This window comes from Streptomyces sp. PL-25 (assembly GCF_058344915.1).
In genome coordinates this window covers 209,211-233,581 of sequence record NZ_CP136997.1, presented here as the reverse complement: position 1 = coordinate 233,581, position 24,371 = coordinate 209,211, and the positions used below count along the sequence as shown (strand labels likewise).

Here is a 24,371-nt window from a genome sequence, read left to right as displayed (position 1 = left end):
GTCCGGCGCGCTCACCCCCGCGCGCCACGGTCCTCGGCTGCCTCTGCGGCCACCCGAGGGTGTGCTGCCGTGCCCGCTCCGGGGAAACGGCCCGCGCCGCGCAGTTCCCAGCGCCGCTCGGCGTAGGCGAGGTCGTCGCGCCACAGCCGTCCGGCCGTCCGTCGGATCAACGGGCGCAGCACGGGCGCCGCGGCTCGCGCGAGGGCGAAGCCGCGCCGGTCCGAGGCGGCCACGACCGCCTCGACGACGGCGGTCCGGGGCGGCACCCGTGAGGGACCGGTCAGAGGCGTGGCATGGGTCTCCACCACGGAACCGGCCCCCTCGCCCTCCGTGATGCGCATGACGACCGTACGGGGCCCGGGTGCCGTGAACTCGGCGCGCACCGGCACCACCAGGCGGCCCGTCAGCCGGAAGGACACATCGACGACGAAGGCGTCGTCGTCGCCCCGCTCCCGCGGCGGCCGGACCACCGTGAGGTCCACGAACGCGTACGGGTGGAACCACGAACCGTGCCACGGGTCGAGCCGGTTGGCGACCACGTCCTGCGGTTCGCACCGCCCGACGGCCGTGAACACGGCGTCCACCGCGCCGCCCGCCGCCGGACGCTCCGGCACCCGGGGACGGTCCGACGGCTCCTCGCCGCCGACCGCGTCGAGCCGGACCCACACCAGCACACCGTCGTCATGCGCCGGATACGGGTCCCAGCCGGTGAACGGCCCGCCGTCCAGGGCCAGTCCGTGCCAGCGGCACACCAGTGTGCCGCACACCACCCGGCCCTCCCGCAGGGGCGCCCCGAGATGCGGGCAGGCGCCCGGCCCCGCGTGCAGCTCGCCGGTGTCCGACCGCCACAGCACGACCTCCGTCCCGCCCACCGTCCGGCCGAGCGGCCGGCCTCCGGCGGGCACGTCCCGGGAGGCACCGACGACGAACCAGTTGCCGGTCGGCCGCTCCGAGGCCCGCGCGAGCGCGGCGGCGATCAGCGCCGGACGCGCCTGCCGCCAGGTCGGTGCCTGCGCCGCCCAGCGTGAGCGGCGCCGCCGCCGCACGGGCGGCGTCCAGCCGGTCCGGTCCGCCCGCCCGCTCACCCCCGCTGCCCTTCCCGTCGCAGCGCCGCCCCGGCCACGGGCGGCGCCGGGCGCCCGGCCCGTGCGCGGTGGCGCGCGGCGGCGACCCGTACGACCCCGGCCGCCGCCACCGCCGCCCGGCGTCCGCGCGAGACCACCGCACGCCGGTGCAGCACCGGATAGCCCTGGTCCGCGATGGCGTCCAGGATGCCGCCGTAGAGCGTGAACGCGGCCCGGATGCACGGGCGGGTGCGCGGATCGAGCAGGGCGATGCCCGGCTCCGCCGTCCGGTACACCCCTCGCGTCAGCTCCTCGGCGGCGACCAGCGCCGCCCGGATCCGCGCGTCGGTGCGGCCCGTACGGCGGCTCCACTCCAGCAGCGCGCGGTCCGCGCCGTGCGCCGCGAGCAGGTCCGCCGGCAGATAGACGCGCCCGCGGTCCAGGTCCTCGCCCACGTCCCGCAGGAAGTTGGTCAGCTGGAACGCCACCCCGAGGGCCGCCGCGTGCGGTGCCGCCTCCTCGCGGGGCACGACCGTGCCGAGCACCGGCAGCATCTGGAGCCCGATCACCGCGGCCGAACCGTGCATGTACGCCCGCAGATCGGCATAGGTCGCGTAGTCCGTGACCCGCAGATCGCTGCGCATCGACGCCAGGAAGTCGGCGAACAGCGTGTGCGCGATGCCGTACCGTCCGGCGGTGTCCGCGAGGGCCCGCACCACGGGCTCGGTGCCCTCCCCGGTGCGCAGCCCGTGCGCGAGGCCGTCCTCCAGCCGGCGCAGCGCGCGGTCGCGTTCCTCCGCCGTCCGGGTCCCGTCGAGATCGTCGACGATGTCGTCCGCCCGGCGGGCGAAGCCGTACAGGGCGTGCACGGCCGGCCGGCGCTCCACCGGGAGCAGCCGGGTGGCCAGGAAGTACGTCCTGCCGTGGCGGGCGTTGAGCCGCCGGCACCGCAGATAGGCGGCGCGCAGGGCGGGATCGCGGATGCCGGCGGCGTCCAGTTCACGACGGGTCATGAGCGCCTTCCGTGGTCGCTGCGACGGCCCGGACGGTGCGGGACGCGGGGCGGACGGGGACGGAGCGGGGGCGCGCGGCGCCGCCGGTGACGCGGGCGGCGGCGAGCTTGCCGCTCAGCAGGACCGTGGGCACACCGACACCGGGGGTGGTGCCGCAGCCCGCCAGGACGACGTTCTCCAGACCGCGGACCAGGTTGCGCGGCCGGAACGGACCGGTCTGCGCGAAGGTGTGCGACACCGAGAACGGGCTGCCCGCCGCGTGCCCCCGCGCCGTCCAGTCCAGCGGTGTGACGAGCAGTTCCTCGCGGACGCTGCCCGCGAACCCGGCCAGGCCCCGGCGCTCCAGCTCCGCGACCAGGCTGTCCCGGTAGCGGGGCCCCAGGTCGCGCCAGGCGGCGGCGCCGGGGCCGACGTCGGTGTTCGGACAGGGCGCCAGGACGTAGTGGAGGTGGCCGCCCGGCGGTGCCAGGCCGGGGTCGTGGGCCGTGGGCCGGGTGATCAGCAGCGACGGGTCGCTCATCAGCCGCCCGGAGCGGGTCAGCTCCTCGAAGGTCCGCTCCCAGGCCGCGCCGAAGGACAGCGTGTGGTGCGCGAGACCGGGCCAGGTGCGGTCCGTACCGGCGTGCAGCACGACGGCCGACGGCGAGTGCCGCAGGCCCACCGGGCGCCTCGGGGCGCGCCCCACGAGCCGGTGCGCGACGGGCAGCTCGCAGCTCAGGACCACGGCGTCGCAGGCGATCCGCTCGCCCGTGGCCAGCCGTACGGCGCGGACCCGGCCCGCCGAGCGTTCCAGTGCGGTCGCCTCGGCCGACCAGCGGAACGCGGCGCCCGCGCGGCCCGCGGCCTGAGCCATGCCCCGCGGCAGTGCGTGCATGCCGCCCCTGGGGAACCAGACCCCGGCCACGGTGTCCATGTAGGCGATCACCGCGTAGGCCGCCAGGGCACGGGCCGGGGCGAGACCGGCGTACAGGGCCTGGAAGGTGAAGACGCGGCGCAGGCGCGGGTCGGACAGGAAGCGGCCGATCCGCCGGTCCAGCCGCCCGAAGCCGCCCAGGGCCGCCAGCCGGGCCAGGTCCGGGTGCAGCAGCTGGAAGGGCGAGTCGAAGTTCGTGTCGATGAAGCGCCGCATCTGCGCCCGGTACAGCCGGGTCAGCCAGTCCCGCAGCGCCCGGTAGCCGGCCGCCTCCGCCGGGCCCGCGAACCGTCTGACCTCGGCCTCCATGGCCTCCGCCGCGGTGTGCACGTCGAGCGAGCTCCCGTCCGCGAAACACGCCCGGTACGCCGGGTGCAGGGGGGTCAGCTCCACATGACGGGCGAGGCTGTCGCCCACGGCCGCGAACGCCTCGTCGGCCAGGTGCGGCATGGTCAGCACCGTGGGCCCCGTGTCCAGCTCGTAGCCGCCCAGGCGCACGCGTCCCGCCCGGCCGCCGGGCAGGGCGTCCCGTTCGACGACCGTGACCCGGCGGCCCGCGCCCAGCAGATGCAGCGCGCAGGCGAGACCGGAGAGACCGGCGCCCACCACGACCACATGATCCGTCGGGCCCGGCACCGTCCTCACGCCGCCTCCGGCACGTACCGGCATGCGCGACCTCCTCTCGCGGGTGCGGTCGCGCAGATGCCTGCCCGGTACGCGGGCCGCTGTGGACGCAGGTCACCCCACCGGCGCAACGGCGTCCCTGCGGAGCCACAGGGCCGGACGGAGGCGGTCAGCGGCCGCGGTCCACCGTGAAACCGGCCCGGAACCGTCCGCCGTCGGGGCAGGCTCCGTCCACGCTCCACTCGGACAGCCGCCCGACGGGGTCGGGGCCGCCGGAGGTGAAGTTCCCGGCGGGGGCGATCGCGGCCGTTCCGGTGTAGACGGTGCCCTGTGTGCGGCGCAGGGTGACCGTGCCGTCGGCGAAAGCCTGCGACGTGGCGGCGACAGCCGGTGCCGTGCCCGTGTCGCAGCCGACCTGGATCGTGACCGTGCCTCCGGCCGCGACCGTCGTCGGCGACACCCGGGCAGCCGGGGCGGCGGACGCCCCACCGGCCGCGAGACCCAGACTCAGGACCGCCGTGACCAGGGCGGTCGAAGTGGTTGCGCTGCGCATGTGCGCTCCTCCCTGCCGGGTGTGCCTGTCCGTCCAGTGCAGCCGCCCGGCGCCGCGACGGCATGCGCGCTCCGCCGAACGGGTGAAAACGGATGCAATGGCGCCCGGAGCCAGGTGAGTGGTCCGCGATGGGTCACTCGAAGGGAGTCATTCGAGGGCTGCCCCCGGCAAGGAGATCCCGAGCATGCGAACGATCCGCGCACTCACCACGGCCGCAGCGGCGGCCGCCATGCTGGCTCTCGCCGGCACGGCACTCCCGGCGGCCGCCGCCCCGGCCGACGACTGCACCGCGGCGCAGGCCGCCGCGGACCGGGCGCAGCAGGACTTCGACCGGACGAAGAAGGCGTACGAGGCCCGGATCGCGGCGGGCGGGAACCCCGGTGCCGCCGAACGCCAGGAACTCGCGGACGCGGACGTGCACCGCAGTGTGACGGCCGCCGAGGCCGAGCGGGCCTGCGACAGCACGTCCTGACACGGCCGGGGGCGGGCCGCCGGGCGGAGGACAATGGAGGGGCCAGCACACCGCCCCAGCCCGCCGGATCCCGTATGCCCCCACTCCGCGACCCCAGCGACCCCCATGGCCCCCGCGGCCTGCACGGTCCGCGTGGCCAGCACGGCCCGCGCCAGGCGAGCCTGTTCCCCCTCGACGACCTGATCGACGCCTCGGCGCCCCGGACCCCTTCGACCTCTGCGCAGCCGGATCCCCGGCCCGCGGCCGAGCCGTCCTGCGGGGCCGGGGAGGCCACGTCCTCGGCCGCCGCGCGGCTGCTGCGGATCCGCGAGATCCACGCCGAGCCCGCGGCCGCCGTGTCGCCGCGCGGCCGGCAGATCCTGGCGCGGTTCCCGCAGGCCCGCGTGAGCGAGGTCGACTCGCACTGGCGCATCCCGCACCTGCACGGCAACGAGGGGAACGTCGAGCGGTGGGTGCGGGTGAAGACCGAGACACTGATCCTGGGCGTGCGCAGAACCCTGACCACCCGCCCCAACGGCCGCTCCGCCGACTGGATCGCGCCCGGCGCCTCCAACGGCTGCGCCATGGCCTGCGCCTACTGCTACGTACCGCGCCGCAAGGGCTACGCCAACCCGATCACCGTCTTCACCGACATCGACCGCATCCTGGCCCACCTGGAGCGGCATGTCGCCGGGCAGGGCCGCAAACCGGCGCCGAACCAGTGCGACCCCACCGCCTGGGTCTACGACATCGGAGAGAACGGCGACTGCTCCGTCGACGCGCTGATCAGCGACAACACCGCCGACCTGATCCGGGCCTTCCGAGCCTGGCCGACCGCCAAGGCCAGCTTCGCCACCAAGTTCGTCAACCGCGACCTGCTCCGCCTCGATCCGCGCGGACGCACCCGGGTCCGCTTCTCGGTGATGCCGCAGGAGGACGCCCGGCTGCTGGACATCCGCACCAGCCCGGTGCCCGAGCGGATCGCCGCCGCGGCGGACTTCGTCGAGGCCGGGTACGAGGTCCACTTCAACCTGTCGCCGGTCGTCCTGCGGCCCGGCTGGGAGGCGGCCTGGGCCGAGCTGCTGCGGCAGCTGGACGACGTGCTCCCGGCGGCCGTCAAGGCGCAGGCCGCCGCCGAGGTCATCCTGCTCACCCACAACCGCCCACTGCACGAGATCAACCTCGGCTGGCACCCGCGCGCCGAGGAGCTGCTGTGGCGCCCGGAGGTCCAGGAGGCCAAGCGGTCGCAGAACGGGGACGACAACGTCCGCTACCGCACCGGTCTGAAGGGTGCCGCCGTGGGGCGCCTGCGGGAACTGATCGCGGCCCACGCGCCCTGGCTCACCGTGCGCTACGCCTTCTGATCCGCGGGCGCGGCAGCGGCGGCCCGCGCGGCCAGGGCCCGGGTGGCGCGCACCAGCTCCGCAGGGCCCTCGACGCGGTAGGGCAGGCCCACCGAGGCGAGGGCGCCCGCCAGCCAGTCCCAGTCGTCCGCGCCGGTCAGATACCGGCAGCGGCCGGGCCCGGCCGGTTCCAGCGTGCCCGCGCGGGCGGTCAGCCGCCGGGCGACCGCCCCGGCCGGCGCCAGGAACAGCACCGCGCCCCGCGCCGCGCCCGGACCGGGGAACAGCCCGGCGGACCCCTCGGGCAGCGGACGCGGCGGGAACGTCGTGCCCGGCACCCGCAGATCCGTGATCCGGTCCACCCGGAAGGTGCGCCAGGCCGCGCGGTCCCCGTCCCACGCCAGCAGGTACCAGCGGTGCGCCAGCAGCACCAGGCGGTGCGGCTCCGCACGTCGCTCGCCGCTGCCGCCGTCCCGGGCCGCGTACCGGAAGCACACGCGCGAGCGCAGGTGCGTGGCCGTGGCCAGGCGCTCCAGCGTGCCGAGGCCGTCCGCCGGGCCCGCCCCGCCCGGCACCTCGGTGGCCGCGAGCAGCGCCTCGATCCGGCCGCGCAGCCGTGCGGGCAGCGCCTGTTCCAGCTTGCGCAGGGCGGTGTCGGCCGGGCCCGGTCCGTCCGTCCCGTACGCGGCGGCGGCGTGCCGCAGCCCCACCGCCGTGGCCACCGCCTCCTCCTCGGACAGGTGCAGGGGCGGCACGCCCTGCCCGGCGGGGAGCAGATAGCTGCCGCCGGTCCCGCGCGCCGACTGCACCCGGTAGCCCAGGTCCCGCAGCCGTTCCACGTCCCTGCGCAGGGTGCGCGGCGAGACACCGAGCCGCGCCGCGAGGTCGGCCCCGCCGCGCGGGACCCCGGCGGCCAGCAGCGACAGCAGCTCCAGCATCCGGGCACTCGGGTGATTCATGGGCCCAGCCTCGCACCCTTGCGGTCAGATTCCGGCCGCAAGGGCCGTTACGGTGCCGGGCACACCGGACCACGCAACCGAGGAGACCCCATGACCATCGTCGTCACCACCCCCACCGGCCATGTCGGCTCGCGGGTGGTCAGGCTGCTGCTCCAGGCCGGCGTGCGCCCCCGTGTCCTGGTGCGCGATCCGGCCCGGCTGGAGCCGGACGTCCGGGAGCGGGTGGACGCCCGCCGCGGCGACCTCACCGACGCGGGCTTCGTCCGCGAGACGATGGCGGGCGCCGACGCGGCCTTCCTGGTGGACCCGACGCCGCACACCGCCGAGGACCCGGTGGGCACCTCGCGCCGCACCGGGGCGGGCCTGGCCGCCGCCGTGCGCGAAGGGGGCGTGCGGCGCGTGGTGTTCCTCAGCAGCGTCGGAGCGGAACTGCGGCACGGCGCGGGCCACATCGACGGACTGGCCGCCGTCGAGGAACAGCTCGACGCCACCGGCGCCGACGTGCTCCACCTGCGCTGCGGCTACTTCTTCACCAACCTGCTCCTCTCCCTGGACGACCTGGCCGCCGGGCGGCTGACCACCGCCGACGCTCCGGACCGGACCCTGCCCTGGACCGACCCGCGCGACATCGGCGACATCGCCGCCGCCCGGCTGCTCTGCGACACCTGGCACGGCCGCACCGTCCAGGGCGTCCACGGCCCCGAGGACCTGTCGTGGCGGCGCGTCGCGCAGATCCTCACGGCGGCGCTCGGCCGCGAGATCCGGCTCCGTACGGTGTCCGACGAGGACGTCCGCCGGACGCTGGCCGCGGCCGGTCTGGCGCAGGACGCGGTGGACGCCGTCGTCGGCATGACCACGGGCACCCGCACCCTGGTCCCCGAGCAGCCCCGCGACGCCGTCACCACCACGCCCACCGCCCTGGCGGGCTGGGCCCACGCCCACCTGCGGCCCCTGCTCGCCGCCCGCGGCGGCGGAACCGGGCCGGCGCCGAGGACGGATCGCTGACGGCCGGCCTCCGCCGCGCGACGCTCCGTGTCACCGTCCCGTCACAGTCGGCTCCCGCTGAAACCCGCGCCCGCGGCCGGCCCTCTCCCTCGACGTCAGCGGATCCCTCGTAGCAGAGGATGCTCATGAACCACCGTCACGCCGCCGTCGCCGTCCTGGCCTCCGCCGCCGCACTGCTCGCCGCCACCAGCGGCACCGCGGGCGCCGCGCCGGGCCGGGCGGCGAAGAGCCCGTCCGTGTCCGCCACCACCTGGAAGCCCTGCCAACTGCCCGCCGGTCACCGGCACTTCCTCGAACTCAGGTCGGCCGCGAACGTCCGGGGCACGACCGTCGTACGCGTCACCCCGCAGACGTGCGTGGTGAACACCGAGAACGACGAGGACGTCATCTACACCCCGAGCGGAGCGACCCGGTCGCTGTCCTTCGCGCCGGGCGCCACCGTCGAGGTGCTCCACGACACCGACACCGTCGAGGTCACCCCGCGGTGGCTGGTGCACCACAAGCTCGCCAACAGCCCCTACTTCTCCTACCGCGTCGACGGCCACGGCCGGATCACCGCCCTGCGGGAGATCTACCACCCGTAGGCGTACGGCGTCCGCGCGGCCGGTGGAGCCGACTCGGTGCACCGGCTGCGCGGACGGCTGTTCCGGCGTCGTCACGCCTGCAGTGCGATGAGGGTCTTTCCCGGCTGCGCGGCCGCCGGGCTCCCGAGATGTGCGGCGAGTCCGCTGAGCCCGACGCGCCGTGCGACGGCCGTGCCCAGACGGCCGTGGCGCAGGTGCTCGAAGACCGGCGTGAACAGTGCGGGCAGGTGGCGGCCGCCGGTCCGCTGGACGACGTCGCGCAGCCGGAACAGCTCCACGCGGGCACCCCCGCCGGTGAAGCACTCCGCCGGGAGCGGCGTCCCCGACAGCAGGCCGTAGTGGACGAACACACCGGCGCGGGCCGTCAGCGCGTGCACGGCGCCGCCCACGTCACCGCCGACGCAGTCGAGGACGACATCGGCGCCTCCCGGGCCGGTCTCCGCCCGCAGCCGTTCGCGCCACCCGGGGCCGTCCGACGCGATCACCGCCCGCCACCGGGAGGGTTCGGCCACCGTCCGGCCCGGTGTGCCCCGTACGACGCCGACCGGGGTGATCCCTCGCCCGGCCAGCAGCTCCGCCAGTTGCCCGCCGATGGCCGAGGTCGCCGCCGTGACCACCACGTGGCGCACGCCCGGCCCGCAGAACCGCTCGACCATCGTCACGGCCGTCAGCGGATTGACGTAGGCGAAACAGGCCACCTCGTCGGGAAGGTCGTCCGGCACGGGGACGCACCAGGGGTACGCGAGCCGCTTGTACTGCTGCCAGGCCCCCGCCGAACCCAGCGGAAGCACCCGCAGGCCGACCGCCCCCGGCGGCACGCCCGGCCCGGCGGCCTCGATCACGCCCACGCCCTCGAAGCCCGGGACCAGGGGGAACGTGGTCCGTGACCCGTACGCGCCCGACACGGTGACCGCGTCGGAGGGGTTGACGGTCGACGCGACCATGCGCACCACGACCTCGCCCGCGCCGGGGGCCGGGGGCCCGCCCACCTCGCGCACGGCCACCGCCTCCGCGAGCCGGCCCGGCGCGTCGGCCACGGCAGCCAGCATGGACAGCCTCCCTCTCGTACATGTGTCCAGGACGTCTCATCCTAGGTCGGGCCGCACCAGGCGGCTCTCGTGGGCGAGGACCACGGCCTGCGCGCGGTCGCGCAGCCCGGTCTTCTGGAGGATCCGCCCCAGATGGGACTTCACGGCCGTCTCCGCGAGATGCAGCGTGTCCGCGATCTCGGCGTCGGTCAGACCGCGGCCCACCCGGGCGAGCACCTGCCGCTCGCGCGCGGTGAGCGGCCGCAGCCGCTCGGGGCGGGCGTTCTTCACCAGGAAGCCCGACGCACCCGCCCGGAGCCCGGAGCCCGGCGAACGCGTACTCGTCGAGGCCGGAGGTGGTGAGGATGAGCACCTTGCTGTCCGGCACCGTCCGCACGATCCGCCGGGTCGCCTCGATCCCGTCCGTCCCCGGCATCCGTACGTCCATGAGGACCACGTCGGGCCGCAGCCGCCGGGCGAGCCGCACCGCCTCCTCGCCGTCGGCGGCGCCGCCGACCGGTTCCACGTCCGGCTGCGCGCCCAGGACGGTGCGGAACGCCACCGGCCGACAGCCGCCCGCCGTGGGCGGCTGTCCGCTCGCGCGTCCCGGCGATGCCGTGCCCCGGCGCCGGGCCGGTGCTTCGCCCGCCGGGGCCGTCGTCGACGACATCCACGGTGACACCTTCGGCCAGACTCACGACCCTGACCCTGACCCTGACCCGGGTGCCGTGCGGGGTGTGCCGGAGCGTGTTGGTGAGGGCTTCCCACCCCAGGCGGTACGCGGTCAGCCGGGCCGCGGCCGGTACCCGGCTGCGGTCACCGAGCACGTCCAGGACGGCCGGCGGTCCGGCGGCCCGCATCTGTTCGGCCAGCACCTCCAACTGGGCCATGCCGGGCAGCGGTTGGGACTCCGTGTCGGCGCCAGACCCCGGCCTGGCACAGGTGCGTGGACGGCCCGGAGGACGCGGACGGCCCGGAGGACGCCGAGGGCACGGCGCTCGACCAGGCCGGGGGGGTGCCTCTATGTCCTTCGTCAAGCGAGGCGAGGGCTGCGGGGTTCGTAGAAGGTTCCGTCGCGGAGCATGGCGAACAGGACGCTGATGCGGTGGCGGGCGAGTCGGAGGAGGGCCTGGGTGTGGGTTTTGCCGCGGGCTCGGCAGCGGTCGTAGTAGGTGCGGGAGGCGGGGTCGTGGAGGGCTGCGAACGCGGAGAGGAACATCGCGCGTTTGAGCTGCCGGTTGCCGCCTCTGGGGGCGTGCTCGCCGTGGAGCGACGTGCCGGACTGGCGGGTTGCCGGGGCAAGGCCGGCGTAGGAGGCCAGGTGGGCGGCGGTGGGAAAGCTGCTGCCGTCGCCGATGGTGGCCAGGAGGACTGCGGCGGTCCTGACGCCGATGCCGGGCATCGAGGTCAGGACCTGGGAAAGAGGGTGGGCCTCCAGCAGTGCCTCGATCCGCGTTTCCAGGGCCCGGCGTTGTTCGTGGACGGCGGCCAGCGACTTCGCCAGCGACGGCACGATCACGTCGAGGGTGCCGGTGCCCGGGACGACGACGGTCTGCTCGTCGAGCGCGGTGAAGATGTCGTCGACCAGCCGCTCGGCCATGCGCGGCGCCCGGGGCCGGACGACCTCGACCAGTTTGCGGCGGCCCGCTTTGCGGAGTGCTTGTGGGGATCCGTAGCGCTCGAGGAGCCAGGTCACTGCCGGATGGTCCAGGCGCGGGCCCAGGACGCGTTCGAGGCTGGGGTGGAACTGGGTGAGCAGGCCGCGGATGCGGTTGGAGGTGCGGTTGGCCTCGCCGGCGAGGTCCTGGTCGAAGCCGGCGAGCATGGTCAGCTCGGCGGTGACCTCGTCGGTCAGGTCGAGGGTGCGCAGGGTGTGGGGCATGGTGCGGGCGGCGTCCGCGATGACGGCGGCGTCCTTCGCGTCGGTCTTGGCTTCGCCGGGGTAGAGGTCGGCAATCCTGCGCATCGCCAGGCCGGGCAGGTAGGCGACCTGACAGTCGGCGTCCCGGGCGACGGTCAGCGGCAGGGCGCCGATGGAGGCGGGCTGGTCCACGACCACCAGGACGGTGCCGAACTTGGCCTTCAGCTTGTCGAAGACCGCCCGCAGCTTCGGTTCGCTGTTCGGCAGCGGCTTGTCGAAGACCGTCTTCCCGGCCGGGGTCAGTCCGTGTCCGTGATGGGTCTGCTTGCCGACGTCCAGGCCCAGGAAGACGCCCACCCCGTCGATGCTGATCACCGTGCCCCCACATGTGTCGACGTGTGCCGGCCCCGAGGTCGGGAGCCGTTCTCGCGCAGCCACGTTATGCAGACCTGCCGCCCGCGAGCAGCCGGGCATTTCGCCCGGCCAGGCGATGGCCGGACCTCTGATCAGCGTCTCCGACGGCACCCCTCGGGCCCGGTGACACCACCCCCCAGGTCATCCGATCGACAGGGGGCAACAGTCATGCCGGGCCCGGAGGCCAGCGGCCCTCTTGCAGGACCGCGAAGAAGATAACGGGGCGGTGCGCCGAGGCCCACACCGTCGACAGCGGCAACCTGCCGCAGCTCCTGTGGAGCGTCACCGCGGGCGACAGCGACGAGACGTACGCGGGCTGCGCCGCCGACGTCCGGGTGCTGCTGCGGGCCGCCCGCGGCGCCAGGGCCGGCCCCACCCCGAGCCTGGAGCAGGCCCTCACCGGTCTGGCCGCCCCGGACACGGACGGCACGTTCGCCGTCCAGACCGCGAGCCAGTGCGCTGACCGGTCGGCGGCCTCACACGACCCGGAGACCTACCACGGCGCGCCCCGGGGAACGCCTGCGTCGAGCACGCCGTCAACGCCTGTCTGACGACCGGCGTCCTGCCGTCCCGCGACAGCACCTGTCGGAACTGACCATCGCGCCGACGGCTCCCGCGCACGGCACGCACGCGGCACGCGCGCGCGGGGCCGGTGCGCGCAGCGGTGCGGGCGGCGTCCCTGGGCCGGTGCGCCGGACGCCCCGGTCGGCCGTCCGGGCGGCGCCCCGTACCTTTCGGCCGATCGGCCCTGCGACACCGGCGATCCTGTGGCACGGACCGCTCCCGCGGGTACCCGTCCGTTCGGCGGACGGCGGGAGCCACCGGCCGGAACCCGCCGCCGCCCGGACCGTGCACCGACACGGAAAGGAACCCGATGTCCGTCGACACGCAGCAGGCGCACACCCCTTTGACGGAGGAGGAACTGAGATCACTGGACGCCCACTGGCGGGCCGCCAACTACCTGGCCGTCGGTCAGATCTACCTCCTCGCCAACCCGTTGCTGACCGAGCCGCTGCGCCGGGAGCACATCAAACCGCGGCTGCTCGGCCACTGGGGCACCTCTCCCGGGCTCAACCTGGTCCACACCCACCTCAACCGCGTCATCAAGGCACGGGACCTGGACGCGCTGTGCGTCTGGGGACCCGGGCACGGCGGGCCCGCGGTGCTGGCCAACTCCTGGCTGGAGGGCTCGTACACGGAGACCTACCCGGACGTCACCCGGGACGCGCCCGGGATGGAGCGGCTGTTCCGGCAGTTCTCCTTCCCCGGCGGGGTCCCCAGCCATGTCGCGCCCGAGACACCCGGCTCGATCCACGAGGGCGGCGAACTGGGCTACTCCCTCGCGCACGCCTACGGCGCCGCCCTCGACAACCCCGGGCTGCTGGTGGCCTGCGTCATCGGCGACGGCGAGGCGGAGACCGGACCGCTGGCCGCGTCCTGGCACGCGAACAAGTTCCTCGACCCGGTCGACGACGGCGCCGTGCTCCCGATCCTCCACCTCAACGGCTACAAGATCGCCAACCCCACGGTGCTCGCCCGGATCCCCGAGGCGGAACTCGACGCCCTGCTCAGGGGCTACGGGCACGACCCGATCCATGTCACCGGCGACGAACCGGCCGCGGTGCACCGGGCCCTGGCCGCCGCGATGGACACCGCCGTCGACCGGATCACCGCCCTCCAGCGCGCCGCCCGCGAGGACGGCGCCACCGAGCGGCCCCGCTGGCCGGTGATCGTTCTGCGCACCCCCAAGGGGTGGACCGGACCCGCCGAGGTCGACGGCCTGCCCGTGGAGGGCACCTGGCGCGCCCACCAGGTCCCGCTGGCCGCCGTGCGCGACGACCCCGGGCATCTGCGGCAACTGGAGGAGTGGCTGCGCTCGTACCGGCCGCGGGAACTCTTCGACGAGCGCGGCACACCCCGCCCGGACGTCCTGGCCTGCGTCCCGCACGGCACCCGGCGGCTCGGCGCCGCCCCGCGCGCCAACGGCGGGCTGCTGCTGCGCGAGCTGCCCCTGCCGCCGCTGGAGAAGCACGCCGTCGAGGTCGACCGGCCCGGCGCGACCCTGCACGAACCGACCCGCGTCCTCGGCGACCTGCTCCGCGACGTCATGGCCGCGACCGCGGACCGCCGCGACTTCCGCCTCGTCGGCCCCGACGAGACCGCCTCCAACCGCCTCCAGGCCGTCTACGACGCCAGCGGCAAGGCATGGCAGGCCCGGACCCTGGACGTGGACGAACACCTCGACCGGCACGGCCGGGTCATGGAGATCCTGTCCGAACACACCTGCCAGGGCTGGCTGGAGGGCTACCTCCTCACCGGACGGCACGGGCTGTTCTCCTGCTACGAGGCGTTCGCTCACATCGTCGACTCGATGGTCAACCAGCACATCAAGTGGCTGCGCACCACCCGACGGCTGCCCTGGCGCGCGCCCATCGCCTCCCTCAACTACCTGCTGACCTCGCACGTGTGGCGCCAGGACCACAACGGCTTCTCCCACCAGGACCCCGGCTTCGTCGACCACATCCTCAACAAGAGCCCCGAGGCGGTACGCGTCTACTTCCCGCCGGACGCCAACACCCTGCTGTCGGTGGCCGACCACGCCCTGCGCAGCCGCGACTACGTCAATGTGATCGTCGCCGGGAAGCAGCCCTGCTTCGACTGGCTCTCCATGGAAGCGGCGAAGGCGCACTGCGCGCGCGGAGCCGGTGTCTGGGACTGGGCGGGCACCGAGGACGGCTCCCGCGAACCGGACGTCGTCCTGGCCTGCGCGGGCGACGTGCCCACCCAGGAGGTGCTGGCCGCGGCCCAGTTGCTCCGCCGCGAGCTGCCCGGACTCGCCGTGCGCGTGGTGAACGTCGTGGACATCGCCCGGCTGCTGCCCCGCGAGGAACACCCGCACGGCATGACCGACTTCGAGTACGACGGTCTGTTCACCGCCGACAAGCCGGTGATCTTCGCCTACCACGGCTACCCGTGGCTGATCCACCGCCTGGCCTACCGCCGCTCCGGCCACCAGCACCTGCACGTCCGCGGCTACAAGGAGATCGGCACCACGACCACCCCGTTCGACATGGTGGTCGGCAACGACCTCGACCGCTACCGCCTCGTCATGGACGTCATCGACCGCGTCCCAGGCCTCGCGGTGCGCGCCGCAGCCGTGCGCCAGCGCATGGAGGACGTGCGGCTGCGCCACCACTCCTGGATCCGCGAGCACGGCACGGACCTGCCGGAGGTCACCGACTGGACCTGGGACGCCTGACCGCCCCGAAGGGTGGGACAATCAGGTAGGAACCACCCTTTCCGGCGGACGGTGAGAGAGGGTGGTGTCGCCAAGCGCAAGCTCTGCGGGACCTACCGGTCCCGCCGCCCGGTGGCGTATCCCTGGAGGGCGGCCCCGGCCGGGGCCGCCCCCGCTGGAAGGAGCCCTGCCATGGACGGCTGGTACGTGGACGACCGGTGCACCAACTGCGATGTCGCACGGCAGTTCGCACCGGAGCTGATCGGCGAGTCGCAAGGACGCTCGCACATGCTGCGGGCGCCGCGCGACGAGGCGGAGACGAGGCGCTTACACGCCGCCGCCTTCGCCTGCCCCACCCGCTCGGTGCGCCGGGCGACCGGGCGGCCCGACCCGGCGCTCGACCCCTTCCCGATGGCCCTGGACGACGGTGTGCTGATCTGCGGCCACAACTCCCGGCACACCGCGGGAGCCAACTCCTACCTGCTCATGCGGCCGTCCGGCAGCGTGATGATGATCGACACCCCGCGCTGGAGCCCCGCCCTCGCCGCACGGTACGCGGCCGTCGGACCCGTGACCGACGTCCTGCTCACCCACCGGGACCACGCCGCCCACGGCCGCGACTACGCGGACCGCTTCGGCGCCCGGCTGTGGATCCACGAGGGCGACCTCGACGCGGCACCGGACGCGGACCGGGTGATCGGCGGCCTGGACGCGGTGGACGTCGGCGAGGGCGTCACCGCTCTGCCGCTGCCCGGCCACACCCGGGGGAGCGTCCTCTACCTCGCGGACGACCGGTACTGCTTCACCGGGGACAGCTTCTACTGGTCGCGCACCACCGGTGACCTGGAGGTCGCGGAGAGCGTGACGTGGTACTCGGTCGAGGAGCTGGCCGCCTCCCTCGCCAGGGTGGCCGGACACCTGCGCTTCGAGTGGGTCCTGCCGGGCCACGGCGACCGCCGCAGGCTACCCGCCGACGAGATGTCCCGGCGGTTGCGCTCCCTCACGGAACGCACCCGGCTGCTGCGGCCCCGCCCCATCGACTTCACCGCCGTCCGCTGGTGAGGAGACCCCTGGTGCGTGCGCCGCCCGGCGGGCGCACCGCGAGTACCGCTACCGGATACAAAAGACTAACCGTTTTGAAAACCTAACCGATAGTGTTAGGTTCGGCGGCATGAAGAAAGTGAGCTTCGCCGAGTTCGGCGGTCCGGACGTGCTGCGCCTCCTGGACGCCGAGGAGCCCCACGCGGGCCCAGGTCAGATACGTGTCGCCGTACGGGCGGCGGGTGTGAATCCCGTCGACTGGCGGATCCGTGAGGGCCAGATCCTGGCGGCCCATCCCATCGAGCTGCCCGCCGGAGTCGGCCTGGACGCCGCGGGGGTGGTGGACGAGGTCGGAGAGGGCGTCGAAGGGGTCGCGATCGGAGACCGGGTGTTCGGCGAAGGGTCGAGCACCTACGCCGAGTTCGCCGTGCTGTCGGCCTGGGCCCTGATGCCCGAGGACCTCACGTTCGAGGAGGCGGCCGGGTACCCGTCCGTGGTCGAGACCGCGCTGCGCATCATCCGCGAGGTCGGTGTGCGGTCCGGGCAGACGCTGCTGGTCAGCGGCGCGTCCGGCGGCGTCGGATCGGCGGTGCTCCAGATCGCCCGCGAGCGCGGCATCACCGTGATCGGCACCGCCGGGGCGGCGAACCAGGACTATCTGCGGAGCCTGGGCGCCCTCGCCACCACGTACGGGGACGGGTGGGTCGAGCGGGTGCGGCGGCTCGGCCGCGTCGACGCGGCGCTCGACCTGGCCGGCTCCGGTGTGATCCGCGAACTCGTCGAACTGACCGGCGATCCGCACAAGGTCGTCTCCATCGCCGACCTCGGCGCACCGGAGTTCGGAGCGCGCTTCTCCGGAGTGGCCGGCAGCGTGCCGGACGCGCTCACCGAGGCCGTCGGCCTCATCTCGCGGGGACGGCTGCACATCCCGGTCGAGAAGACGTACCCGCTCCGCGACGCCGCCGCGGCACACATCGACAGCCAGGCCGGGCACACTCGCGGACGGCGCGTCCTGCTCGTCTGACCCGGCGCCGGACGGGAGGGGACGGCGGGGCCGCGAGCAGGCGCTCGGGGCCCCGTGGTCACGCGTGACGGACGCGTGCGGCTGCGCCTACACCCATTCCCGCGCCCGCGCCCGCGCCTGCGCGGTCACGGGAACGGGTGCGGATGCGGGTTGACCTCCTCGGGGCGGAGCGGCGCGGCGGTGTGGCCGAGGGTGTGCGGGGCGGTCAGCACACGGTCCAGACCGCTGATCCGGCGCAGATGATGGCCGAAGGTCATCGGGAGCAGGCCCGGGACGAGCGTCTTGACACAGGAGAGATGGGCCTCGGCGTGCACCGGAGTGGTCTGGTCGACGACGATCGCCTCCAGACCGGACGCGGCGAAGCGGCCCACCAACTCGTCCAGATCCGCGCGCAGATCGGCATGGCGCGGCCAGGCGTGACGGTCGGTCAGCTCCCGCAGACCGGTGCGCTCCCGAGGCGGCCCGCCGCCGGGACCGAGCAGGAAGTCCAGGCGGCGGGCGGCCACCGGATCGCAGTACAGCAGCGCGTGGTCGTCCATCAGCCGCACCTGCTCGGGGTCGTCGCGCATCCGGGCGGCGTCCGCCACGCGCTGCGGGTAGATCATCCGGTACGCCTCGACGGCGGTGACCAGTTCGTGCAGCGCGCCGAAGACACCGCGTTCGGGATCGAGCCCCGAGCCCCCGGCGCACAGCACGCTCGGACGCGGTGCCCCCGCCGCGGATCCGGTGCCCGGCCGGGTGTCGACGGCGGCGGCCCAGAAGCTGGGGATGCCCTCCGCTCCGGTCACGTCGAACACCTCGACGCGGTAGCCGGTGCTCTCGCGGATCCGGTCCGCGAGCAGGCCGATCCGCCGGTCGCGCGCGGAGCGCAGGTCGAGCGCGGGCGCCGGCAGCCGGGCGTACCAGGTGAGCAGGAAGGCGTCGCGCTCGGCGAGTTCCAGCAGACCGTACAGGGCGGCCTCCTCCACACAGCCGCCGAGCGCGCAGCCGTTGGAGATCTCGGAGACGAACGGCCGGACGTCCCCCGGGCTGTGCCGGCCCAGCCGGTAGTAGGCCAGGTGCTCGGGGACCAGGACCGGGCGCTCCCGGGTGAGCGAGTAGCCCCAGACCCAGGGCAGGACGAGATCGGGGTGGTACGGCTGGAAGGGGAAGCCCGGCTCCCGGTAGCGGTGCGGTTCATGGCTGCCGGTGGTCGCCGGGTCCAGTACGCCGTCGGGGTGCAGGGCGGCCAGTTCGCGGTGGCTGCCGCGCACCACGGTGCGCCGTCCTCCCGGGCGGCCCCCGCCCAGCCGCTCCAGCGCCTCGGCGACCGCGGTGACCCTGGCGGTACGGAAGTCGAGTGCGCGGCCGTACCCGCCGTCGACCGACTCGGGCGGGCCGACCTTGGCCTCGGCGAACGGCAGCGTGTGCAGGCCGCGGGTGCGCAGCCCCTTGAGGACACCGGTCTCGTCGTCGGCGTAGCGGGCCTCCAGCTCCGTCCGCTCGGCACGCAGGTCCCGTACCCGCAGGACCGCCGGGTCCGGTTTGGGCCGGGGGACGCGCGGGATCACGGCACCGGCGGCGCGGTCGTCGGGCAGGCCACCGCAGTGCGCGCAGTGCGGATCGGGCCGGAAGGTGTGGCGGCTGATCCCCAGATCGGCGAGGCGGAGCATGGTGACGGCGGGAGCGGTGTCGTCCGCCGCGGTGAGCCGGTGCAGGGCCAGGGTCGCGGCGAGATCGGCGGCCGGTGGGGTGAGCAGCGGGGACACCATGCCGGTCAGGCGGCCGCCGTGAGCGGCTTCGAGGGCCGCCGCCTCGGCCGCGTCGGCCCGCGCCCCGGCGCGACGGGCCGCGAGGCACCGATGGCAGCCGGGGACGCCGGGCCGGACCAGCGGGCCGACGACCACGCGGTCCAGCTCCGCCACGACGAGCAGGCACGGCCCTTCTCCAACGTCCTGATCGGACAGCAGAGATGACAAGGCGTCAGGAGTATCGGCGGAGAAGATCCTGATGCCTGTCCCGTGCGCCGGTGACGCGGTCTTCAGCCGCCGGGCCAGGGCACCGCCGACGAGACCGCCGTCGTGGTGCAGCCGCGCGGCGACGGGCAGCAGGGTCTCAGTCATCGCAGCGCACCGCTTTCAGCAGGTAGGGCAGGACCTCGGTGGCCGCCGGATCGTGGTCGAGCGGAACGATCAGCGCGCCGCGCGCGGGGCCGCGCAGGTCGCCCAGTGCGGCCGCCAGCGCCTCGTCGAACGTGGCGCCCGCGCCGAGTCCGCGCGGTACGCGCGGCGCCCGAGCGGACACGGAGGCCGCCGGGACCAGGCGGGCCGTGCCCGGCTCCGGGGACCAGGCCCACAGCGCGGGTCCCTCCGGAGTGTCGACGAACCGCCTCGGATCGAGAACGAGTTGAGCGTAGTGGAGCAGGGCGCGTCGCGCGGTGCGCAGCCGTGCGTCGGTGAAGTCGCGGCCGGTGGCGTGGACCCGGTGCCCGGCCCGGCCGGTGTACGGATCGCGCACCAGGGCGCTGGACGCGTGCCGGGGGAACTGCGGCAGCCCGCCCTCGTCCAGCTCCGCGAGCAGCCCGGACCGTGGGTCGATGCAGTCCGCGGCACGCCGCGAGAACTCCTCGTCACCGACCGCCGGGCCGCCGCGCAGGGCCGCGATCCGGACGAGGAGCCGCTCGGCGGACTCCGGTGCGGCCGGCAGCGCGGCCGGATGGGGCCGGTAGCGGTGCCGGGTGGTGGTCAGCGCGGCGGCGTCCAGCCGCACGAGGGGTTCGGGCGCGGCCGGGTCCAGGACAGCCTGCCGGAACCGGTGCGCCAGCAGCACGGCGGCCGCCTCCGCACCCAGGGCGGGGCGGGGGACAGGAATACGGGGCTGCGCGGCACGGTCGGCGGCCCGGGTGCCGTGGACCCGCAGCCAGGCGCCCGCCCAGCCGCCCGCCGCGCGCTCGGCGCCGGGGGCGAGGGTCGGGCCCAGCCACCAGGCGTCGGCGTCGCGGACGGCGGCGGCGAACCACAGGCCGTGCCTGCGGCAGTCCTCGTCGAGCCGGGCGACGGACCCCGTGTCGGCGTCCGCCGTGAGCAGCAGCAGCGCGTCGTGGCCGCCCGCCGCCACCGCTGTCCGGACGGCGCCGAGATCCTTGAGCGCCGTGGTGGTGTGCAGGCCGGTCAGCCGCAGCGCGTCCGCCTGGGCGCGGGTGTGCTCCGGGTCGCCGTAGAGCAGTACCCGCATCCTCGCGTGGGCGGCGGCGCGCGGGTCGGGCCCGGGGGCGGACCGCTCGTCGAGCAGGCCGTGCGCGTCGAGGAGCCGCAGGACGCGCAGGACCACCGCGCGGCGCTTCTCGTCGAGACCGCCGACGAGCTGGTCGACCGTCCGGGTGCCGTCGAGGAACGGTGCGAGCCGGTCCAGCCAGGCGGCGATGCCCGGCGCGGCGATCAGATCGGTGCCGCGGCTGGAGCGCACGTGCACGGTGCCGCTGCCGCTCGGGGTGACGAAGACGTCGGGACGCAGAAAGGGAACGGAGTCGGAGGCGAGCACGGTGTCCTCGGCTGGGGAAGGAGGGGGGCACGGTCGGCTGATTCGCTGAGGGCAGGACGGGTCACCCGGTGGGAGGAGGCGGAACACCCGGGCTGAAGAGCAGGTGGTGGGAAGGCGCGCCCGCGCCGCGTTCCGGCCCGAGCAGCGCGGCCAGCAGCGTCGTACGGTCCGGGGGTGTGCGCAGGGCGGCGTCGGCGGCCCCGGTGTCGGTGTCGCAGCGCAGCCCGGCACCCAGTCCGGCACGGGCCGCCGCCAGGCCGATGCGCTGGCCGAGGACGCCCGCCCGCAGATTGAGCATCCGGTACCAGCGGTCCCCGTACACCGGATATCCCGCCTCGTAGTTCCCGGTCACCACCACGGCGCAGGCGGCTTCGAAGGCGGCCAGCTCGCCCGGACCGCCCGCCGGGAACAGCTCTCGCGCGCTGACGCCGTCGGCGACCGGCACCAGCCGCCCGGTGCGCGGATCGCGGCGGTGGCAGCCGGGCGCGAGCCCGGTGACGCGGTGGGCCACCACGTAGAGGTCGCAGTCGGCGGGCGCGGTGTGGTCCAGTGCCACCGGGCGGGCCGCCCGGTCCAGAACGCCGAGTACAAGGGCCAGCGGAACCGGGACGGGCTCGTAACCGGCCCTGGCCGTACGGCGGTTCAGCAACGCGGTGGCGGACGCCACGGGGCCCGGCCGCCCGGCGGTGACGACGGCGTGGACGTGTTCCGTCTCCGCGTCCAGGCCGAGCAGCCGCCCCACGCGCTCCTGCGCGAACAGCGCGTGCGCCGTCGGCGCGGCACCGGCCGACTCCAGCAGGGTGAGCGCCTGCCCGGCCAGCACACCCGTGTCGAGCGCCTGGAGGCGGTGGCCGAACGGTCCGTAGCGGGCCAGGTTCGCCCCCAGCCGACTGCTGATCAGCAGCAGCACCTCCGGTGGCACGGCCGGAGGCGGGCTCAGCGCACCGGCGAGGTCGGCGCGCAGATCGGCCTCGGAGAGCAGTTCGAGGGCGTGCGCCGCCGGCAGGTAGTGGCAGAGACCGGAGGCGGTCGCCACATACACCTCGCCCGGATAGGCGCCGCCACCGGACGGCACCGGTCGTCCGGCGCGTACGCGTCCGTCCGTCCAGTCGGCGCGGGTGACGCCGTTCAGCAGCGCGAGGAGGGCGCCCAGGTGTCCCAGGTCCTGCGGGTCCGGCGCGAGGCCATGGTCCGGGGACGGCGAAGGGCGGTCCGCCGAGGGAGCGGGCGGGAAGGCCGGCGGATACGGCAGCGGGAGGACGCGCGCCCCCGGATGGTGTTTGGGCGGCGTGCTGCCCGCCGCCGGGTCGATGGCGGGCAGCACACTGCCGTACCGGGCGTGGTAGCGGCGTGCCGCGGCACCGCCGGTCTCGTCGGACGGGGGACGGGTGCCGGAACCGGCAGCCGGTGCGGGGGCCGTCATCCGCGGGTCCGCGCGGGTGCGGCGACGGCCCGCGGGGCACGGCCACCGCTCTCGTCGGTCTTCCTGGTTTCCTCGGTCTCCTTGGTCTCTTTGGCCTTCTCGGCCTCGGTGCCGCTCGCGGTGCCGCTGTTCTCGGCGGTGGCCAGGACGAGTTGGAGCGCGCTGACCCCGTAGACCTCCTCCACGGCGTCGGCCGCCAGATGGCAGAGCAGATAGCGGCTCAGCCCCGGGAGGCCGAGCCGGGTGAGGTGGAGATAGGTGTAGTTGAGCATGAGGCGGTACCTCAGGAAGCGCGGATCGCGGTACATCATCCGCTTGTACGTCGCGCTGCCGCTGATCGCCCGGTGCAGCAGGCTGGCGGAGAGCAGGCCGCCGATGCCGTTCTCCTCGTCGTCCGGTATCTCCGCCTCGGGGATCTCACCGGCCTCGTACAACGCGGTCCAGCGGCTGCCCAGCGGATCGATCGCGGCCACCCAGCGGTGCAGCGTCGCAGCCCCGCCCGGCTCGGCGAGGGCACCGGCACCGGCACCGGACATATCGGACGCGGACCCGCGGCCCGGCGCAGGTGTGGCGGACGCGGGCACATCGGTCGCGGGCAGGCCGGGGCCGGGCGGGACGGGGCCGGGCGGGACGGGGTCGAAGGCCGCGACCACGGCACGCACCTGCGCGGTGAGCACCGCGCGGTTGGCCGCGTAGCGCTGCTCGAAGCCCTGCCGCGCCCGCGGCCCGGCCGTGCTCAGATACCCCTCGGCATGCGAGCGGAAGGAGACGAACCCGCGCCGGATCGACGGGTCCTGCGGATGCCGGCACAGCGTGTGCGCGGTGGCGAGCATCAGGCGCAGGGCCAGTGTCTCGCGCGGCAGACCGGCGGCGACGGCCTCCAGGTGCTCGAACAGCAGGTCGTTGGTGCGCTCGTAGAACAGGGCTAGCTCGTCGGCGCCCACCGGGCACCCGAGCACGTCGATCCGGCGGTCGTGCTCCTCCCAGGTGATGGAGTTGTCCGGGTAGAAGGGGGTCAGCGGGCCGGTCTCCCGTTCGGCCTCGGCCAGGCGGCGGTGCAGCGGCAGCAGCGCGTCCTCGTCGGGCGCGGGCGCCGTGGACGGGTGTGCCCGCAGATGGCCGCCGATCAGTTCGCGTACGGCGGGCTCCACCACCTCGGCGAAGACGGCGGGTGTGGTCCGGACCACCAGGCGCAGATGCGGCCCGCGACGCCAGTGCCGCAGCACATGGGCCGCGGCGCCGTGAGCGGCGCAGCGCTCGATGACCGGCCGTACGGCCCGCAGGATCAGCTGGTCGGTGTCGTCGCCGAAGTACGCGACATGAGCCGCGCGCCACTGGGGTTCGGCCGCCGGCGGGTTGCCTGCCATGGGGAGTGCCTCCTTCGTGGTTCTCGGTCGACCGGGGCTTCCCGGCGGGGGCCGCGGTCATGCGGGACCGGCGCTGCCGGTGAGTTCCGCCACGGCGAGCCGGGCCAGGCCGCGCAAGGTCGCCTCCTGGTCGAGGCGTACGCCCAGGCGGTTGCACGCCAGGTGGGTCAGGTGCCCGGCGAGCCGGGCGGGACCGGCGGCCTCCCGCTGGGCGCGGCGGCAGCAGGTGAGCCAGCGGGCCACCGGGTCGGCGTCGCCCCGCTCGTGCGCAGCAGGCGCCTGTTCCGGCGCCGCCGCGTGTGCCGCCCGCGCCGCGCGGGCGACGCCGAGCAGCACGTCGCGTCGGCCCCGGTACTGCGCCACCACCGCCGGATCCGGACGCCGCGCGGGCGGGGCGGTGTGCGGGTCCAGGGTGCCGGTCAGCAGGGCGAAGCAGTACGCCGTCCGCTGGGCCGTGCTCCGGCGGGCGGTCACGGCGGCGGTGGCCAGCTCACTGCACACCGCGAAGGACTCCTCGGCCGCGCGCAGCGCCGCGCCCCGGCCGTACTTGGCGTGTTCGGGCCGGTAGGGGAGAAACGCCAGGGTGTCGTTGGGCGCCAGGGTCCCGGGCTCGCTCTCCGGTTCATGAGCGGACAACTCCGCGGCGAGCGACCGGTATTGATGTTCCGTCATGGCAGCGGAGGCGGGCAGGGCTTGGAAGAACGTCTCGGCGTGAGCGGCCAGCGCGGCGCGCACCACCGGTTCTGCGGCCGGTTCGGTGAGGCGCACCCGCAGGCGCAGATGGGGGCCGCCCTGCCAGTGGCGGAGGAAGAAGAGGAGGTCGATCAGGCCGCGTCGGCGCAGTTCGCCGGAGACCTCGCGGACCAGGTCGCGTATCACCAGGTCCAGCGGGTGAGCGGTGAACACGTGAGCACTCACCCACCGGTCCGTCGACCCGGAGTCGTCCG

Annotated in this window: 19 protein-coding genes and 1 pseudogene; 7 read left to right on the top strand and 13 right to left on the bottom strand. The window is 75.1% G+C overall.

What is annotated here, in order from left to right; genetic code table 11:
* Positions 1–11: 11 nt before the first annotated feature.
* The 4 genes from R4Z62_RS01005 to R4Z62_RS00990 all read right to left on the bottom strand — a co-directional run bounded on the left by R4Z62_RS01005 (position 12) and on the right by R4Z62_RS00990 (position 4,167).
* Entirely contained in the window at positions 12–1,085 is a 1,074-nt protein-coding gene (locus tag R4Z62_RS01005) for a DUF5914 domain-containing protein (protein WP_355484289.1), read from the bottom strand.
* Positions 1,082–2,077 carry a phytoene/squalene synthase family protein gene (locus R4Z62_RS01000; RefSeq protein ID WP_064530959.1) on the bottom strand — a complete coding sequence of 332 codons (996 nt, stop codon included), beginning with the start codon at positions 2,075–2,077 and terminating at the stop codon, positions 1,082–1,084. Before R4Z62_RS01000 ends, R4Z62_RS01005 begins: the two co-directional genes overlap by 4 nt.
* Complete coding sequence (gene crtI, locus R4Z62_RS00995; RefSeq protein WP_491518846.1) at positions 2,064–3,659, bottom strand: phytoene desaturase family protein; 1,596 nt, start codon at positions 3,657–3,659, stop codon at positions 2,064–2,066. Before crtI ends, R4Z62_RS01000 begins: the two co-directional genes overlap by 14 nt.
* Before the next feature lie 124 nt (positions 3,660–3,783).
* Positions 3,784–4,167, bottom strand: coding sequence for a hypothetical protein (locus R4Z62_RS00990; protein WP_382846331.1), 384 nt, complete (start codon positions 4,165–4,167; stop codon positions 3,784–3,786).
* A 184-nt stretch (positions 4,168–4,351) separates the two neighbouring features.
* On the opposite strand from R4Z62_RS00990, the gene R4Z62_RS00985 reads away from it, so the two are divergent.
* Both R4Z62_RS00985 and R4Z62_RS00980 read left to right on the top strand, forming a co-directional pair.
* A complete protein-coding gene (locus R4Z62_RS00985; RefSeq protein ID WP_355484297.1) occupies positions 4,352–4,639 on the top strand; it encodes a hypothetical protein in 288 nt (95 codons plus the stop codon).
* A gap of 74 nt (positions 4,640–4,713) precedes the next feature.
* Positions 4,714–5,982: a spore photoproduct lyase family protein gene (locus R4Z62_RS00980; protein WP_491518845.1), complete on the top strand. Its 1,269-nt coding sequence runs from the start codon at positions 4,714–4,716 to the stop codon at positions 5,980–5,982.
* Here R4Z62_RS00980 and R4Z62_RS00975 read toward each other — a convergent pair.
* Positions 5,970–6,920: a helix-turn-helix transcriptional regulator gene (locus R4Z62_RS00975; protein WP_382846326.1), complete on the bottom strand. Its 951-nt coding sequence runs from the start codon at positions 6,918–6,920 to the stop codon at positions 5,970–5,972. The genes R4Z62_RS00980 and R4Z62_RS00975 overlap by 13 nt on opposite strands.
* Positions 6,921–7,010: 90 nt before the next feature.
* Between R4Z62_RS00975 and R4Z62_RS00970 the strand changes: the two genes are divergently transcribed.
* Both R4Z62_RS00970 and R4Z62_RS00965 read left to right on the top strand, forming a co-directional pair.
* Entirely contained in the window at positions 7,011–7,925 is a 915-nt protein-coding gene (locus R4Z62_RS00970; protein ID WP_389595420.1) for an NmrA family NAD(P)-binding protein, read from the top strand.
* 125 nt (positions 7,926–8,050) lie between these two features.
* A complete protein-coding gene (locus R4Z62_RS00965) occupies positions 8,051–8,509 on the top strand; it encodes a hypothetical protein (RefSeq protein ID WP_491518844.1) in 459 nt (152 codons plus the stop codon).
* A gap of 71 nt (positions 8,510–8,580) precedes the next feature.
* Here the strand turns inward: R4Z62_RS00965 and R4Z62_RS00960 are convergent, their stop codons facing one another.
* From R4Z62_RS00960 to R4Z62_RS00950, 3 genes and pseudogenes are all read right to left on the bottom strand, one after another.
* Entirely contained in the window at positions 8,581–9,558 is a 978-nt protein-coding gene (locus R4Z62_RS00960; RefSeq protein ID WP_491518843.1) for a zinc-dependent alcohol dehydrogenase family protein, read from the bottom strand.
* Between the two features lie 36 nt (positions 9,559–9,594).
* A pseudogene (locus R4Z62_RS00955) lies at positions 9,595–10,207 on the bottom strand (response regulator).
* A gap of 363 nt (positions 10,208–10,570) precedes the next feature.
* Entirely contained in the window at positions 10,571–11,773 is a 1,203-nt protein-coding gene (locus tag R4Z62_RS00950) for an IS110 family RNA-guided transposase (protein WP_491518842.1), read from the bottom strand.
* A gap of 913 nt (positions 11,774–12,686) precedes the next feature.
* Here R4Z62_RS00950 and R4Z62_RS00945 point away from each other — a divergent pair.
* From R4Z62_RS00945 to R4Z62_RS00935, 3 genes are all read left to right on the top strand, one after another.
* Positions 12,687–15,071, top strand: a complete 2,385-nt coding sequence (locus tag R4Z62_RS00945; protein ID WP_491518841.1) for a phosphoketolase family protein — start codon at positions 12,687–12,689, stop codon at positions 15,069–15,071.
* A gap of 171 nt (positions 15,072–15,242) precedes the next feature.
* Positions 15,243–16,112 (top strand): MBL fold metallo-hydrolase, encoded by an 870-nt coding sequence (locus R4Z62_RS00940; RefSeq protein ID WP_491518840.1) that lies wholly within the window; start codon positions 15,243–15,245, stop codon positions 16,110–16,112.
* A gap of 109 nt (positions 16,113–16,221) precedes the next feature.
* Positions 16,222–17,115 carry an NADP-dependent oxidoreductase gene (locus tag R4Z62_RS00935; RefSeq protein WP_064530948.1) on the top strand — a complete coding sequence of 298 codons (894 nt, stop codon included), beginning with the start codon at positions 16,222–16,224 and terminating at the stop codon, positions 17,113–17,115.
* Between the two features lie 125 nt (positions 17,116–17,240).
* Here R4Z62_RS00935 and R4Z62_RS00930 read toward each other — a convergent pair whose 3' ends face one another.
* The 5 genes from R4Z62_RS00930 to R4Z62_RS00910 form a co-directional block, all read right to left on the bottom strand.
* Positions 17,241–19,217, bottom strand: coding sequence for a TOMM precursor leader peptide-binding protein (locus R4Z62_RS00930; RefSeq protein ID WP_491518839.1), 1,977 nt, complete (start codon positions 19,215–19,217; stop codon positions 17,241–17,243).
* Positions 19,210–20,634, bottom strand: a complete 1,425-nt coding sequence (locus R4Z62_RS00925) for a hypothetical protein (RefSeq protein WP_491518838.1) — start codon at positions 20,632–20,634, stop codon at positions 19,210–19,212. Before R4Z62_RS00925 ends, R4Z62_RS00930 begins: the two co-directional genes overlap by 8 nt.
* Positions 20,635–20,695: 61 nt before the next feature.
* Positions 20,696–22,057, bottom strand: a complete 1,362-nt coding sequence (locus R4Z62_RS00920) for a SagB family peptide dehydrogenase (protein WP_389595438.1) — start codon at positions 22,055–22,057, stop codon at positions 20,696–20,698.
* Positions 22,054–23,424 (bottom strand): lantibiotic dehydratase C-terminal domain-containing protein, encoded by a 1,371-nt coding sequence (locus R4Z62_RS00915; RefSeq protein ID WP_491518837.1) that lies wholly within the window; start codon positions 23,422–23,424, stop codon positions 22,054–22,056. Before R4Z62_RS00915 ends, R4Z62_RS00920 begins: the two co-directional genes overlap by 4 nt.
* 57 nt (positions 23,425–23,481) lie before the next feature.
* Complete coding sequence (locus R4Z62_RS00910; RefSeq protein ID WP_491518836.1) at positions 23,482–24,342, bottom strand: lantibiotic dehydratase C-terminal domain-containing protein; 861 nt, start codon at positions 24,340–24,342, stop codon at positions 23,482–23,484.
* Positions 24,343–24,371 lie beyond the last annotated feature (29 nt).

Excerpts from the sequence above, each read along its gene's own strand:
- R4Z62_RS00930 (WP_491518839.1), bottom strand. The coding sequence starts at position 19,217 with ATGACTGAGACCCTGCTGCCCGTCGCCGCGCGGCTGCACCACGACGGC.
- R4Z62_RS00975 (WP_382846326.1), bottom strand. The coding sequence starts at position 6,920 with ATGAATCACCCGAGTGCCCGGATGCTGGAGCTGCTGTCGCTGCTGGCC.
- crtI (WP_491518846.1), bottom strand. The coding sequence starts at position 3,659 with ATGCCGGTACGTGCCGGAGGCGGCGTGAGGACGGTGCCGGGCCCGACG.
- R4Z62_RS00970 (WP_389595420.1), top strand. The coding sequence starts at position 7,011 with ATGACCATCGTCGTCACCACCCCCACCGGCCATGTCGGCTCGCGGGTG.
- R4Z62_RS00940 (WP_491518840.1), top strand. The coding sequence starts at position 15,243 with ATGGACGGCTGGTACGTGGACGACCGGTGCACCAACTGCGATGTCGCA.
- R4Z62_RS00920 (WP_389595438.1), bottom strand. The coding sequence starts at position 22,057 with ATGACGGCCCCCGCACCGGCTGCCGGTTCCGGCACCCGTCCCCCGTCC.
- R4Z62_RS00985 (WP_355484297.1), top strand. The coding sequence starts at position 4,352 with ATGCGAACGATCCGCGCACTCACCACGGCCGCAGCGGCGGCCGCCATG.
- R4Z62_RS00945 (WP_491518841.1), top strand. The coding sequence starts at position 12,687 with ATGTCCGTCGACACGCAGCAGGCGCACACCCCTTTGACGGAGGAGGAA.
- R4Z62_RS00990 (WP_382846331.1), bottom strand. The coding sequence starts at position 4,167 with ATGCGCAGCGCAACCACTTCGACCGCCCTGGTCACGGCGGTCCTGAGT.
- R4Z62_RS01000 (WP_064530959.1), bottom strand. The coding sequence starts at position 2,077 with ATGACCCGTCGTGAACTGGACGCCGCCGGCATCCGCGATCCCGCCCTG.
- R4Z62_RS00915 (WP_491518837.1), bottom strand. The coding sequence starts at position 23,424 with ATGGCAGGCAACCCGCCGGCGGCCGAACCCCAGTGGCGCGCGGCTCAT.
- R4Z62_RS00965 (WP_491518844.1), top strand. The coding sequence starts at position 8,051 with ATGAACCACCGTCACGCCGCCGTCGCCGTCCTGGCCTCCGCCGCCGCA.
- R4Z62_RS00980 (WP_491518845.1), top strand. The coding sequence starts at position 4,714 with ATGCCCCCACTCCGCGACCCCAGCGACCCCCATGGCCCCCGCGGCCTG.
- R4Z62_RS00960 (WP_491518843.1), bottom strand. The coding sequence starts at position 9,558 with ATGCTGGCTGCCGTGGCCGACGCGCCGGGCCGGCTCGCGGAGGCGGTG.
- R4Z62_RS00935 (WP_064530948.1), top strand. The coding sequence starts at position 16,222 with ATGAAGAAAGTGAGCTTCGCCGAGTTCGGCGGTCCGGACGTGCTGCGC.